Here is a 16324-nt window from a genome sequence, read left to right on the forward strand (position 1 = left end):
TCATTCTAGGGAAGTAGCATAATTTAGAATAAAAGAATACCTAAATTATCCATTGTTCGTGTTTCGAAATGGTCTTTTTGTTGTGCAACAAAATCATCAACTGCTTTTTAAAATTTGTGCTTGACTTTAATTAGCTGGTCTAATATTAAATTTATATTATTTAAAAAAATATTATTTACCAAATATTTTTGCTGAAATCATAGCTTTTGCAATAGGTTGTTTATTCTTGTTGTACATATTTATTTCTACCTTAGAAAAACTTCTACCCTTATCCACAATTTGTGCATATATATCTATATTACTACCCATTTGTACAGGTTTCATAAAATACGTCATAATACTATCTACTGAAATATTAATATTATCATTTTGCCTTAACGCAATTATTCCCATAGTTGATAATAACATATTAAGTGAACTCCAAGAAGCTGTACCAAAAGGGTCTAACATTTGAGGAATAACCTGACCATTAAAATGCAAACTATCACCCTCATTTTCACATGTAAAATTCATTAAAATAAGATCCTCAATTGTTTTTGAAACTTGAGGTTGCCTTAAAGCAAACTCCATTGCTTTTATAACATGTTCTATAGTTAAAACTCCTACGAGCTTCTTCTTATCAATCACAGGACAAATCTTTATTCCATCCCAACCCATAATATGAGCAGCATAAGCTATAGTTGTTTTAGGTGTTACGCTTATAGGATTCTTATTCATAATTTTATGTATTGGTTCATTGTCGTCATTATGTCCTTGTAGATCTCTTAATGTAACTATGCCAATAACCTTCATATTCTCATCGAGTACCGGGTATCTCTCATGATTAGTTTCTGCCAGTAATTTTCTCCACGTAGCAACAGTGTCGCTTCCCATAAGACACGTAGTATTAGAATCCATAACATCCTCAACTAAAATAATTTCTTTTTTAACCATACTCTCATCAAGAGCTTTATTTATCATACTTGCTACTGTAAAGCTATCATAAGACGATGATAATACAGGGATACCTTTCTCATCTGCCAATGCCTTTATTTCTTTACTGCAACCAAATCCTCCAGTAATTAATACAGCTGTCTCACTTTCAAGAGCAAGCTTTTGTGCATCTTCACGGTTTCCAACAATAAGTAAGTAACCTGGACTTATATACTTACTTATTGTTTCAATATCCATTGCTCCTATAATAAATTTATTTAAACTTCTATTTATGCCTTCTTTTCCACCTAAAATTGTAGCATCAAGGATGTTTATGATTTCAGCATAAGTAAGCGTTTCAATGTTTTTTTTGTTTACCTTTTCAACCCTTATTGTTCCCACCCTAGGCACGGTATTAACAATGCCCATGTTTTCAGATTCTTTTATAGCTCTATATGATGTACCATCGCTAATTCCTAATATGGAGCTGATGCCCCTTACTGAGATTTTTGTTCCAATCTGCAAAGAAAGGATATAATTAATTATCTCTTCATGCTTTGCCATTAGGTATTTTACCTTCCTTCTTTCCTTAATTCTTCAGCAATTTTTTCTATTCTTCTAAGTCTATGGTTAATCCCAGATTTGCCCACTGGGGGTTCAAGTATTGCACCAAGTTCCTTCAAAGATTCATCTGGATACTCAAGTCTAAGTTCTGCAATTTCCCTTAAATTTTTAGGAAGTCTTTGTAAACCTATTTCCATTTGTATTAATTTAATACTTTCTACTTGCCTTACTGACGCATTTACTGTTTTACTAAGATTTGCTGTTTCGCAGTTCACAAGCCTATTTACATTGTTTCTCATTTCTTTCATTATTCTTACGTTTTCCAAAAATAATAATGAGTTATGCGCTCCAATTATATTAAGTAGGTCAACAATTTGCTCACCTTCTTTAATATAAATCACAAAACTGTTTTTTCTTTGTATTATTTTTGATAATAGTCCATAGCTATTTATTAGTTTACTTAGTTCCTCTGCGTAATCACTATCATGTGTAACAAACTCAACATGATAATTTTTTTCCGGATTACTTATACTTCCACCACCTAAAAATGCTCCTCTTATATATTTCCGTTTACATTCTTCAGCCTCAATTAGCCTACTAGGTATAGTATAATCTATTGAAAAAAAATTCTCATCCTCCAGAACTGCCACCTGTTTTAATAAATCTTTAACACCCATTTCTTCTGTAATTATTACCACATAAACATTTTTTTTCTTAAGAGAATTACTTCTCTTAACTAGTAATCTAACGTGAATCTTAAAATGTTCCTTTAATAATTTAAAGATAAGTCTTGCTATAGCAGGATTTTCAGTGGTTATTTGAAAACTTATCTGTTTATTTGAAGCAAGTCCAATAGTCCCACTCACCTTCATTATCGCAGCCAATTCAGCCATGGCTTCCTTCTTACTCATATCTGTAAATCTACAAATTTCATTTTTAACCTTAGACGAAAAAGACATCATTTTACTCCTTATAACGTTTATTTCCCAAAGAAAGATTAAAATAAATATTAATTTGTTATTTATTTTTGTTTTCCTTAAGCCTCTGTGATAAATAAAAGTACTCTACCATTTTCTGTTTATCATTAATTAACTTTTTCTCCATAATAGTTTCTACTAAAATAGTTGCAAGCTTATCTTCGTCATGTCTTACATAACCCTTTTCAGTTTTAACAAAATCACTCTTAATTACACCTATGCCAAGCTTTGTAACTTCCTCTTCATTTATGTTAACCATATTTGAATTATCATTAAGATATTTTTGCTGAAGTTCACTACTTATTTTTCCTACGTTTACTACGGCGTAATCAACAATCTTACATTTAGCATGTTTATTAATAGCCATTATATGATCCTTAACACCATAGTTATCACTTTCTCCTGGCTGAGTCATGATATTTGACACATATATTCTTATTGCTTTTGTTACATCTAATGCATTTCTTATTTCTCTTACTAATAAATTTGGAATAATGCTAGTATAAAGGCTTCCAGGTCCAAGTATCACTGCATCAGCCTCGTTTATAGCAACTAATGCTTCTTTAATTGCTATAGCATCTTTAGGCTCTATAAACACCTCATCAATAGCACTTTTATTATCTATCACACCTTTTGGTATATTGGATTCACCATCAATTATTATCCCATTTTTAAGCTTTGCCTTTAAAGTCATATTATCTAAGGTAACTGGAATCACCCGCCCTGTTACTGCAAGTACTGAGCTCATTTTTTGAACAGCTTCTTCGAAATTATTTGAAATTCCATCCATTGCTGCTAAAAACAAATTACCAAAGCTTTGGTCCTTTAATCTTCCATCTTTAAATCTATACTGCAATAATTCCTCCATTAGTGGCTCTGTATCTGCTAATGCTAAAATACAATTTCTAATATCCCCTGGGGGAAGAATGCCTAAATCATCTCTTAAAACCCCTGAACCTCCGCCATCATCTGCTACTGTAACTATCGCAGTTATATTATTCGTATATTTTTTTAATCCCCTAAGCATAGTTGATAAACCAGTGCCTCCACCAATTACTACAATTTTAGGTCCTCTTATAAGTACCCTCTTTTCATAGATTAAATCGCCCATTTTTTTCGAATTAATAGCTACATCTAAATTTCCAGTATTTATTAATATAATGAAAAATTTAATAATTTGAATAATAGCTATATATAACAGCAAAGCTCCAAACCCTATTATAAGAATTGAAATACCTATACTTCCCATTGAAAAATATTTTCTGTTTATAACTTCAACAACCCCAAAAACTAAAATAAAAACACCTACAATACCTAGTAGAATCCACCTTTTTATATTAATTCCAGGTGCAAGAAAATAAGTGGGTATCATAGCTTGCCGCCGCCTCTATTAACATCCTCATTTATGTCCCTGTGATCAATATTTACGCTATAACCATTATGCTCTAATATTTCATAAATTCTATTAGCTATTGCTACAGACCTGTGCCTTCCACCTGTGCAACCAATAGAGACTATAAGTTGTCTTTTTCCCTCTGCCTTATAATTGGGAATGAGAAACACTAACATATCTTGAAGTTTTTCTATAAATATTTTAGTTCCTTCAAAATCTAACACATAATCTCGAACTGGTTTATCATTACCTGAATACTGCTTAAGTTCTGGAATATAATATGGATTAGGCAAAAACCTAACATCAAATACCAAATCTGAGTCCATAGGTATTCCATATTTAAATCCAAAAGAAAGCACAGTTATGATAAGTTTAGTTTCTATCTGACCTTCTTCACCATAAATATTATTTATTTCTGTGGTAAGCTCTCTTGCCGAAAGTCTAGAAGTATTAATTATATTGTCAGCACGCTCACGTACATCTTTAAGTTTACGTCTTTCAGTGGCAATTCCGTTTAAGACTCGCCCTTCCGGCGCTAGCGGATGTTTACGTCTCGACTCTTTATATCTTTTAATAAGCGTTTTGTCTGATGCTTCTAAAAATAGAATTTCATACTTATATCCTTCTTCTTTTAGATAGGTTAAGCTTTCGAATAAATCATCAAAAAACTTTCCCCCTCTAATGTCTATAACTAAAGCAATTCTTTCTATATTCCCATTAGTTTTATAACATGCCTCCGCAAATTTAGGAATCAATGAAGGTGGTAAATTATCCACACAAAAAAAGCCTAAATCCTCGAGATTCCGTACAGCTTGTGTTTTACCAGCGCCTGACAACCCTGTCAATATTACAAATCTCATTAAAACACTCCCTTCTATAAACCATTAAATTCCACTTTTTAGAAATATGTTAAATATTACTACGAATATATCAATATTAATAATCAATTCACTTTAAAGATTCAAATACATCATTATATTAATACAGTTTCACTTTTATTATAACACATCGTGGGGGTAATTATAGAGGTGTAAAAACAAAAAAATGCACAGTTAAATTAACTTGCTGTGCATTCTAAAATCTATTTTGTTTGTAAAATTTCTTCTCCCAAAATTTTAACTTCAGTGGTAAGTTGTACCCCAAATTTTTCGTTCACTACATTTTGCACAAGCTTAATTAAATCCAAAATGTCCTTTGCACTGGCATCTTTTTTATTTATAATAAAACCAGAATGTTTAACAGAAACCTCAGCATCCCCGACGGAAGTACCTTTTAAATCACAATTCTGTATAAGAACACTAGCATAATGACCCTCTGGCCTTTTAAATGTGCTCCCCGCTGATGGATATTCTAGAGGTTGTTTATCACTTCTTTTTTTAGCAAGAACGTCCATCCTTGCTTTTATAACTTCCATGTCTCCGACCTTGAGATCTAGAGTAACACTTATTACTGCATATCCATATTTCAGAATAGCACTGCTCCTATAAGATAGCTCCATTTCATCTTTGGTTAAAGTTATTAATTCACCGTTGTTATCAATAGCTATTACAGACCCTAGAACCATAGACATTTCCCCATCATAGGCTCCTGCATTCATAGCTGCGGCACCACCAATACTTCCTGGTATCCCACTAGCAAACTCAATGCCTTTAAGTCCTTTCCCTAGTGCTGCCATTGTAACGTCATATAAACTGGCTCCACTTTGTGCAGTTATTTTATTTCCTTGTACCTCAATTTTGTTAAGTTTACATAGTTTTATAACAACACCGCGAATTCCACCATCGCGTACAAGTAAATTAGAACCATTGCCTATTAAATAATAATCCACTTTATTTTCTTTGCATATTTTTATTATAGATTGAACCTCTATCGCATCTTCTGGAGTTACCAAAATATCTGCTGGTCCCCCTACTTTAAAAGAAGTATGTTTTTTCATAGGCTCATTTATATTTATATTTACTTTATTTGTTACTTTATTTATTTGTTTAATTAATTCCTCATATAACATCATATTCTACTCCTTGAAAATATTAATTTATTTATATACTTCCATAAAATAAATTATATGATTTATGTTATGGAAGTACATAGTTCTCTTAGTTTAACCTTATTCTTAAGATATTTCAACAGTTTAAATTCACCATTAATTCAAGTGCTTTGCATAACTACTTGCTATTTTTAAAATATTCTATAACACAATGAGCTGCCTTACTATCCATGGAGGGGGTTTCCATTAGTTCATTGTTACTTGCACTTTTTATATTATCAATACTGCCAAACTTTTTTAGTAGCTCTCGTCTTCTCTTTTCTCCTATGTTAGGTATGTTATCTAGTATAGAATATAAGGTTCTCTTATCTCTTAAAGTTCTATGATAAGTAATAGCAAATCTATGCACCTCATCCTGTATTCTAGTAATCAAGTGATTACTTTGAGAATTACTTCTCATGTTGTACTCTATATTATTATATATTAAACCTCTAGTTTTGTGCTTGTCATCCTTAACCATTCCGCATACAGGTATATCAATATTAAGGCTATTTAAAACCTCAAGTGCTACATTAACCTGTCCTTTTCCACCATCCATGAGAATTAAATCAGGGAATATGCAAAACTTGCCTTTACTTAATTCTAAATTTCTTTCTTTTATTTTTTCAACTTCTTCCAGTCCATGAATAAATCTTCGCTCTAGAATTTCGCGCATACTATCATAATCATTTGCTCCTATTACGGTCTTTATTTTGAACCTTCTATAATCACTGCTTTTAGGTTTTCCATCCTCAAAAACCACCATACTACCTACAGAATCTACGCCCATTATATTTGAAATATCATATGATTCAATCCTCTGAGGTACTTCATCAAGATTCAATAATTCTACAATCTCCGAAAGTGCAATTTTGTGGATTTCCTTATCTTGTTTATCCTTTAATTTGAATTGCTCAAGTGTTATCTTAGCATTGTTTTCCACCATCTCTAAGGTCTTTTTCTTTTCTCCCTTTTGAGGAACCTTAATTACTACCTTAGAATCCTTTTTAGAGCTAAGCCACTGCTCCAAAATCTCAACCTCATTTATAAAAGGAACATAAATTGTTTTAGGAATAAAAGATGCAGCACTGTAAAACCTTTTTATAAATCCTTCTATAAGTTCATAACCAACATCAGATACTTCGTCATTTAAAATAAAATGTTCTCGTCCAACTATCTTACCATCTCGTAGAAAAAATATCTGAAAACAAATATCCTTTTCATCAACATATACATTAATAAAATCTTCATTTTCACAATTTCCTATTACAATCTTTTGCTTTTCATTTATTTTATCTATAGCAATTATTTTATCGCGAAACATCCCTGCTTTTTCAAATTCTAAGTTTTCCGATGCATTCCCCATTTTTTGCTTTAAATTATCCTTTATAATTTTATCTTTTCCATTTAATAAATCAATAGCGCCCTTTATAATCTTACCATAATCTTCTTTGTTAATATACCCAACGCAAGGGGCTTTGCATAACCCAATATGATAATTCAAACAAGGTCTGCTAGCGTGCTGGCCTTCTTTGATAGTTCTCCTGCAAGTCCTAAGTGGAAATATTTGTTTTATAAGTTCCATAGTACTATATACGGCCGCTAAATCAGTATACGGTCCAAAATATTTCCCTCCATCATTTATGATATTTCTAGTTACAAAAATCCTTGGGAATTCCTCGTTTATAGTTACCTTTATAAATGGGTAGTGTTTATCGTCCTTAAGTAAAATATTGTATCTAGGACTATATTTTTTAATAAGATTACATTCGAGTATTAAAGCCTCCATTTCTGAATCCGTTACTATATATTCAAACTCAGCTATGTTTTTAACCATAACCTTCACTTTTTCAGAATGATTTTTTGAATTTTGAAAATATTGTCTTACTCTATTTTTTAATATTTTAGCCTTCCCTACATATATGATTTCACCAAGATGATTTCTCATAAGATATACTCCTGGTGCATCCGGAAGAATTTTTAGTTGAAATTCAAAATCAAACATTCTTAATCACCCCCATTTAATTCATATATTATTTTCAAATAACCATATATAGTCACAATTATACTAATAAAGTTAAATTTCCTGGGCAATATATTACAAATTGCTACATTTACCATCTTTTTATTATATTCCTAATAATAAAGCCAGATATTAATTTAATATCTGACTTTAAAGTCATTAATTCTTTATTTTAAATAAGTTTCAATAAGTTGCCTAGTTATTTCGGCAGCTATTCCACCACCTTGACCACCCTCTTCTACAATTACCGCTATGGCAATTTTAGGATTATCATAAGGTGCAAATGAAGTAAACCAGGAATGTGGTGCTCCTTGATTATTATTATGGTCTGCAGTACCTGTTTTTCCAGCAACATCAATTCCAGAAACAGCTGCACCAGTACCTGTACCTCCAGTCACAACTGCTCTCATTAAATCTTTCATGGTGTTTGCATTTTCCTTCGACATCACTTGTCCTAATTGCTTAGGCTGTAATATTTCTAAAGATTTACCTTTGCTACTTAATATCTCTTTAACAAGCATTGGTTGCATCATAACTCCATCATTAGCGACACTACTTACAACTAATGCCATTTCCATAGGAGTAACTAAAACCCCAGCCTGCCCTATAGAACTTTGAGCAATATTACCCTTTTCATTGCTTTTATAACTTGGAAATCTGCTATCCTCTATTGTTAACCCAACAGATGGAATATTTTTATTAAAGTAAAACTTTTCTGCAGTTGTCTTTAGTGCTTTATTCCCTAAATCAATTCCCACTGATCCAAAAAACGCATTACTAGAGTGCATATAAGCAGATTTAAAGTCCAAATTTCCTAAAACTTCACCATTATAATTTTGCAAAAGTTGTGTTCCATTTACAACTAATTTCCCATTATCCTGGTACCCCCTATTAATAACATTGGGGATGTTTTCTAAAGCACTCACTGCCGTAATAGTTTTAAAAATAGACCCTGGTGGATATAGCCCAGACGTTGCTCTATTAAGGAGTGGCGCATCTTTATTTGCTGTTAGACTCTTCCAATTAGCATCTAATTTATTGGGATCATAAGAAGGTTTAGATACCATGGCTAAAACTTCCCCAGTTTTAGGATTTATCGCTACTACAGCACCATTAAACTTCGTAGCATTTAAAAGATCATAAGCTTTTTTTTGGAGTTTTGAATCGAGAGTAGTTCTTAATCCATTTCCAGCCTTTTGCTCAGTGTCCTTACTAAAGAAAGCGAATTTTGAAATTACCGATTCCCCAGAATCCATGAGCTGAGCATCATATTTATTTTCAAGACCAGCAAGATTATATACAGGATCCATATACCCTACAGCATGGGCAAAAACTGTCCCTTGCAAATATTGTAGTTTTTGAGACATTTCACCTGTCTTCGTACTTTTTGTTAAAGCTTTCATATCTTTATCGTAAATTGTTCCCCTTAATACTTTATTTCTCTCAGCCCATAGCCGCATATTATATGTACTTGCTACAGTTTTTTCATTTGTAAATATAAAGGAATAAGTTATGTAGAAAATTAAAGCAATAAAAAATATTAAAAACACCAACATGACCTTTTTTATATTAGTAACAAAATCATTCATAACTTTGACCGTCCTCCGAAATTTTTTGAAGTATACCTAGCGAAAAGAAAGTTATTATCATAGAACTTCCCCCAGCGCTGACAAGCGGCAAGGTTATGCCAGTTAGTGGAATAGCTCCAACCACCCCACCTACTATAACCAAAACTTGAGCGGCTATCATTGTACTGTAACCTACTGCCAATAATCTTGTAAAGTTATCTTTTCCATAAACAGGGACCCTCATACACCTATAAAACAATAGGAAATACAAAATAAGGATAGCAAATCCAGTTAAAAGTCCCATTTCCTCACAAATAGCTGCATAAATAAAATCTGTATTAACTACAGGAACCATTTTAGGATAGCCAAGACCAAGGCCTGTTCCAAAAAGGCCACCTGATGCTATAGAGATTAAAGATTGTACTATCTGAAGTCCTTGATTGGTAGCATATTTCCATGGATTGCCCCAAATCATAAACCTCAAACGTACATGATCAAATAGTTGATAACTTATAAATGCACCTACAATAAAAAGTCCTAAACATACTAGAACATATTTAAAATTTGAAGTAGCAATATATAACATAGTTACTGAAATAGCAAAAAATAAAAGTGCTGATCCCAAATCCTTTTGAATAACCATGAATCCAAGTGATACCATAACCACAATTCCAGGTTCAAGTAAGGCCTTGAATTTTATAAGTTCTGACTTTCCCTGAACATTTTCACCATAATGCTGTAGGGATGCTGCTAAATAAGCCACCAAAGATAATTTAGCAAATTCTGTTGGTTGGAAACTCATTCCCGCAATGTTTACCCAGTTTTTAGCTCCATAAGTTGCCTGACCAAATAAACTTCCCATAGACATAAGTATCAGAGTACATATCATATAAAAATATTTATATCTAGAAAATTTAGTTAAACTTGGGAAAAGCACTACAACTAAAATGAATACAGCAATACCTACTGAATAATATATAAGTTGTTTAAGTGCAATAGCAGGGTCTAGCCTATATAAAATCCCCATACCTATAACCGCCAAAACATTTGAAAACAGTAAAATATATTTATCCCCGTCAGGAAAAAATCTACTTATTACAAAATGAGAATACACAAAAATCAAACATATTATTACACCCATTATTATTGCGCCTTTGTCAAAACCATCTTTGCCAATAAAAAACATGTTAAAAAACAAAACTATACATAAAAGACAAGTATACTTCAGAAGTTTCCGTTCTTCCTTTATACTTTCCATGTTATCACCTCATTTAAAATCTTCATTTATCCTATAACCTTAAAAATTGATGTACCTATTTGAATTTCGTCACCTTTTTTAATAGCTACCTTATCCGTAACCTTTCTCTTGTTCTTAAGTGTACCATTAGTGCTTCTCAAATCCTGCAGAACATAATCTGTATTTTTAAGATATATTCTTGCATGCTGAGAAGATACATACTTATCACCCAATATTAGAAGGTTATCTGCCTTTCTACCAATAGTGAGTTCATCATTTAGAGGAATTACTGCTCCAATTCTTAAATTAAAATTTTCTCCTCTTTCTATAACTTCAAGACCCATAGTTTTTTTAATTACTGGTTTTTTCTTCGCACCACCTTTTAAATCCTTATACATTATTTTCAAAGCAACTATTATTATAATCCATATAATCGCTATAATTGCAAATTTGAAAATCTCGCTTATATTAGCCATAATTCACTTTCTCCTCTTTAAAAAATAATCAAAGACTAGCATTAAATTAATATGCTAGCCTTATAAGAATTATAACATTTTTTTAAGATATTGTCCTGTATATGAATTTACATTCAAAGATATTTCTTTCGGCGTCCCTGTGCACAAAATAGTACCTCCCATGTCTCCACCCTCAGGTCCTAAATCTATAACATAATCCGCGCATTTTATAACATCTAAATTATGCTCAATTACAACTACGGTATTGCCTGAATCCACAAGTCTCTGGAGTATTTTAATAAGTTTACTAACATCATCAATATGAAGTCCTGTAGTTGGCTCATCCAAAATGTAAAATGTCTTACCAGTACTTCTCTTGGATAATTCTGATGCAAGTTTAATTCTTTGAGCCTCACCACCAGATAATTGTGTTGAAGGCTGACCTAGCCTTACATAACCAAGACCAACATCCATTAGTGTTTTAAGTTTACTATAAATTCTAGGAATATTCTCAAAAAACTTTACAGCCTGCTCAACAGTCATATTTAAAATTTCATCAATATTTTTGCCTTTGTATTTAACCTCTAGGGTTTCTCTATTATATCTTTTTCCTTTGCAAACCTCGCAAGGGACATATACATCAGATAAAAATTGCATTTCTATTTTAATTATTCCATCACCTTTGCAAGCCTCGCACCTTCCACCCTTTACATTAAAACTAAATCTACCTGGTTTATAACCTCTAATTTTCGCTTCTGAGCTCATGGAAAAGACATCTCGGATTATATCAAATACACCCGTATATGTAGCTGGATTAGATCTTGGGGTACGCCCTATAGGTCCCTGATCAATATTTATAATTTTGTCAATGTTCTCTGCTCCCAAAATATCTTTATGAAGCCCTGCATTTTTTTTAGACTTATTTACCTTCTTGTTAAGACCTTTAAATAGAATTTCATTTACTAAAGTACTTTTTCCAGAACCTGAAACGCCAGTAACTGCAGTAAACATACCTAACGGAAATTCAACGCTAACATTCTTAAGGTTATTTTGCCTTGCATTAAGTATTTTTATACTATTTCCATTAGATACTCTCGTTTTTCCTGGAACATCAATCTTCTTTTTACCACTTAAATATTGACCTGTAATTGATCTTTCACAGTTTTTTACGTCCTCAATTGTTCCTGCAACTACAATTTCTCCACCATGTTCACCAGCTGCTGGCCCAACATCTACAATATAATCTGCTGCCTTCATAGTGTCCTCATCATGCTCTACCACTATCAAGGTGTTACCTAAGTCTCTTAAATGTTTTAATGTCTTTATAAGTTTATCATTATCTCTTTGATGAAGACCAATACTAGGTTCATCTAGAATGTATAAAACCCCCATTAAACTTGAACCTATTTGAGTAGCTAACCTTATTCTCTGCGCTTCTCCACCAGATAAGGTACCTGCTGATCTTGCTAAATTTAAATAATCAAGCCCCACGTCCTTCAAAAAATTAAGTCTATCATTTATTTCCTTAAAAATTTGATTAGATATAATCTTATTTTTCTCTGATAGTTTTATATCCTTTAAAAATGTCGCTTCATCTATAATTGACAATTGACAAAAATCACTTATATTCTTGCCCCCAACTGTTACAGCTAGTGCTTCTGGGCTTAACCTTGCACCTTTGCACTTTGGACATGCATTATCCCCCATATACTGTTCAACATCTCTTTTTATATAATCCGAGGAGGTTTCAAAATATCTTCTCTTCAAGTTATTAATAATACCTTCATACGAATGATTAAAAGTACCTGATCTATATTCCTTAACATACTCTACCTTAACTTTCTCTCCATTAGTTCCGTATAATAGAATTTTAAGAATCTCCGGTTCATAGTCTTCTATAGGTGTATCTAAACTAAATTTATATTTTTGGCTCAAAGCCCTGAGAACCGAAAAAGTCCAGGAATCTTCCTTAAGGCTGCCTTCGCCAAAAGACAGAACAGCGCCTCCCTTAATACTTTTACTTTTATCTGGTATGATCAAATCCTCATCAATTTCCATAAGGGTACCAAGACCATCACAAGTGTCACACTTTCCATATGGGGAGTTAAAAGAAAACATCCTTGGTGCTAATTCCCCAAGGCTTATACCACAATCCGGGCAAGCAAAATGTTCGCTAAAAAGTATATCTTCTCCATCAGCTATGCTGGCGATGGCGGTCCCCTCTGAAAGTTTTAAAGCACTCTCCAAAGATTCTGAAAGTCTACCGCGGACCTCTTCTTTTACAGAAATTCTGTCTATTACTATCTCTATGCTATGTTTCTTAGTCTTTGTAAGTTTTATATCTTCTTCCATAAGTTCCACCGTATTACCATCTATTCTAGCTCGAACAAATCCATTTTTTTTAATATTCTCAATTACCTTGGTATGCTCTCCCTTTTTCCCTCTTATCACTGGCGCTAAAATTGAAATCTTAGTTTTGACTGGCATATCCATTATTCTATCAACCATCTGGTCTACAGTCTGCTGAGAAATCTCCTTACCACATTTAGGGCAATGAGGAGTCCCCACTTTAGCATAAAGAAGTCTCAAGTAATCATAAATTTCAGTTACAGTACCCACAGTGGATCGTGGATTTCTGTTAGTAGTTTTCTGGTCTATAGAAATAGCAGGAGATAGCCCCTCAATGTACTCAACATCAGGCTTATCCATATTACCTAAAAACTGTCTTGCATAAGCTGACAACGACTCTACATACCTTCTTTGCCCCTCCGCATATAATGTATCAAAAGCAAGTGAAGATTTACCAGACCCCGAAAGTCCAGTGAACACCACAAACTTATCTCTCGGTATCTCTAAATCTACATTTTTTAAATTGTGAACCTTAGCGCCTTTTATAAAAATCTTATCCCTCATGGTTATCTCCTCTGTATTAAATGTTCTTAATTTGCTTCTTAAGTTTATAAATTATATCTCTTAGCTGGGCAGCTCTTTCAAACTGTAAATCCTTAGCTGCTTGCTTCATCTCATTTTCATACTTATCCATTAACTTTTTAGTTTCATCATAGTTTGCATCCATTGCAGCTTCAAGGGTTTCATATACCTCTTTATCCTCTGCAACCGTAATAGATCCGATTACGTCCCTAATATCTTTTTGAATAGTAGTTGGAGTAATACCATGTTCCTCATTATACTCCATCTGAAGTTTTCTACGCCTTGTAGTTTCATCCATTGCCTTTTTCATAGACTTTGTAATTTTGTCTGCATACATTATTACCTTACTCTCTGAATTTCTTGCAGCTCTTCCTATTGTTTGAATTAATGAAGTTTCAGAACGTAGAAACCCTTCCTTATCTGCATCCAATATTGCAACAAGGGCTACTTCTGGAATATCTAACCCTTCTCTTAAAAGATTTATACCTACTAACACATCGAAGGTACCTAGTCTAAGATCTTGAATAATTTTCATTCTTTCCATTGTATCAATATCGGAATGCAAATAAGTTATCTTCATATCCATTTCTCTGAAATATTTTGTCAAATCCTCTGACATTTTTTTCGTAAGGGTAGTAACTAAAACCCTAAAACCTCTTTTTATTGTATCTTGAATCTTAGCATATAAATCATCTATTTGACCCTTAACAGGCCTTATAACTATTTCAGGATCTAATAGCCCTGTAGGTCTTATTACTTGCTCAGCTACATTTTCACTATGCTCTGCCTCATAAACGCTAGGTGTTGCACTTACGAAAACAGTTTCATGCATACTCCCTTCAAACTCTTGAAAGGTTAGTGGTCTATTATCATAGGCTGAGGTCAGTCTAAAACCATATTCAATCAAATTAGTCTTCCTTGATTTATCTCCTCCAAACATAGCTCTAACCTGTGGAAGAGTTACATGACTCTCATCTATAAACATTAAGTAATCTTTAGGAAAATAGTGCATCAATGTCTGAGGAGCTGTTCCTGCAGGCCTACCATCTAAAATTCTAGAATAGTTTTCTATACCGGTGCAGTAACCAACCTCTCTCATCATTTCAATATCATAATTTGTTCTCTGCTTAAGTCTTTGCGCCTCCAAAAGTTTATCTTGTGCACTAAGTTCCTTCAATCTATCTTCTAGTTCTTCTTCTATTTGTGTTATTGCAAGCTCTAGTTTTTCCTTTGATGTAGCAAAATGGGAAGCTGGAAAAATAGATACGTGTTTGCGAGTTCCAAGAATTTCTCCTGTAAGCGAGTCAAATGATCTTATTTTTTCTATCTCATCACCGAAAAACTCTACCCTAATTCCTTCACTTGAAGACGAAGCAGGGAATATATCAATAGTGTCACCTCTTACTCTAAAGGTTCCTCTAATAAAATTAATATCATTTCTTTCATACTGTATATCAACTAAATGTCTTATTACTTCATTTCTATCCTTTTCCATGCCTTCCCGAAGGGACACTGTAAGTTTTTTATATTCCTCAGGGTTACCAAGACCATATATACATGAAACTGAAGCTACCACAATAACATCATTACGTTCTAGTAACGCAGAAGTCGCCGAATGTCTTAATTTATCAATATCATCATTAACAGAGGAGTCTTTTTCTATAAAGGTATCCGTCTGTGCAACATAAGCCTCAGGCTGATAATAATCATAATAAGACACAAAATACTCCACACAGTTATCCGGAAAAAACTCCCTAAACTCTGAGCAAAGCTGTGCTGCTAAAATCTTATTATGAGCCAGCACCAATGTAGGTTTTTGAACTCTCTCAATAATATTAGCCATTGTAAAAGTCTTACCTGAACCAGTTACCCCTTTAAGAGTTTGAAACTTATCCCCCTCTTCAATTCCTTTCACAAGACTATCAATTGCCTGTGGTTGATCTCCAGTAGGTTTAAACTTTGAATGTAACTTAAACTCATGCATAAAATCACCGCCTTGTATTCCTATATCTGAACGTTTGTTCGTTACTTAACATTTTAACTATAAACTTTTCATATGTCAATATAACCTATAAATAAGAATCTCATTATACTATTTAATAAAAATTTTACCCACACTTACCATAATAACATCATTAAGTACTATTATATGGGTTTCTTGCAAAGATTCTTTCTAGTAATTATTTACTATATTTTGCATACTTGACAATCATACTAAGAATTCACTTTTAAAAGATT

General features: G+C 32.8%; 11 protein-coding genes. All 11 read right to left on the bottom strand.

Annotated features, from left to right (window positions below; all coding sequences use genetic code 11):
• Nucleotides 1-171: 171 nt before the first annotated feature.
• The 11 genes from VIM70_RS22510 to uvrB all read right to left on the bottom strand — a co-directional run bounded on the left by VIM70_RS22510 (nt 172) and on the right by uvrB (nt 16070).
• Nucleotides 172-1476, bottom strand: a complete 1305-nt coding sequence (locus VIM70_RS22510) for a DRTGG domain-containing protein (protein WP_331948013.1) — start codon at nt 1474-1476, stop codon at nt 172-174.
• 8 nt (nt 1477-1484) lie between these two features.
• Complete coding sequence (gene whiA / locus VIM70_RS22515; protein WP_331948034.1) at nt 1485-2435, bottom strand: DNA-binding protein WhiA; 951 nt, start codon at nt 2433-2435, stop codon at nt 1485-1487.
• A 58-nt stretch (nt 2436-2493) separates the two neighbouring features.
• Entirely contained in the window at nt 2494-3825 is a 1332-nt protein-coding gene (locus VIM70_RS22520) for a YvcK family protein (RefSeq protein WP_331948014.1), read from the bottom strand.
• The gene (rapZ, locus tag VIM70_RS22525) at nt 3822-4706 is read right to left on the bottom strand and encodes an RNase adapter RapZ (RefSeq protein ID WP_331948015.1); all 885 of its coding nucleotides are present in this window, start codon (nt 4704-4706) and stop codon (nt 3822-3824) included. The genes VIM70_RS22520 and rapZ overlap by 4 nt, the downstream gene beginning before the upstream one ends.
• 221 nt (nt 4707-4927) lie before the next feature.
• Nucleotides 4928-5857, bottom strand: coding sequence for a UDP-N-acetylmuramate dehydrogenase (gene murB, locus VIM70_RS22530; protein ID WP_331948016.1), 930 nt, complete (start codon nt 5855-5857; stop codon nt 4928-4930).
• A gap of 154 nt (nt 5858-6011) precedes the next feature.
• Nucleotides 6012-7877, bottom strand: a complete 1866-nt coding sequence (gene uvrC / locus VIM70_RS22535; protein ID WP_331948017.1) for an excinuclease ABC subunit UvrC — start codon at nt 7875-7877, stop codon at nt 6012-6014.
• Nucleotides 7878-8062: 185 nt separating this feature from the next.
• Nucleotides 8063-9484: a peptidoglycan D,D-transpeptidase FtsI family protein gene (locus tag VIM70_RS22540; RefSeq protein WP_331948018.1), complete on the bottom strand. Its 1422-nt coding sequence runs from the start codon at nt 9482-9484 to the stop codon at nt 8063-8065.
• A complete protein-coding gene (locus tag VIM70_RS22545; protein ID WP_331948019.1) occupies nt 9477-10721 on the bottom strand; it encodes an FtsW/RodA/SpoVE family cell cycle protein in 1245 nt (414 codons plus the stop codon). Before VIM70_RS22545 ends, VIM70_RS22540 begins: the two co-directional genes overlap by 8 nt.
• A gap of 26 nt (nt 10722-10747) precedes the next feature.
• Complete coding sequence (locus tag VIM70_RS22550; protein WP_331948020.1) at nt 10748-11176, bottom strand: FHA domain-containing protein; 429 nt, start codon at nt 11174-11176, stop codon at nt 10748-10750.
• Nucleotides 11177-11245: 69 nt separating this feature from the next.
• Complete coding sequence (gene uvrA, locus VIM70_RS22555; RefSeq protein WP_331948021.1) at nt 11246-14068, bottom strand: excinuclease ABC subunit UvrA; 2823 nt, start codon at nt 14066-14068, stop codon at nt 11246-11248.
• 16 nt (nt 14069-14084) lie between these two features.
• A complete protein-coding gene (gene uvrB, locus VIM70_RS22560) occupies nt 14085-16070 on the bottom strand; it encodes an excinuclease ABC subunit UvrB (RefSeq protein WP_331948022.1) in 1986 nt (661 codons plus the stop codon).
• Nucleotides 16071-16324 lie beyond the last annotated feature (254 nt).

The organism is Clostridium sp. (assembly GCF_036569345.1).
Classification (GTDB): domain Bacteria; phylum Bacillota; class Clostridia; order Clostridiales; family Clostridiaceae; genus Clostridium_AD.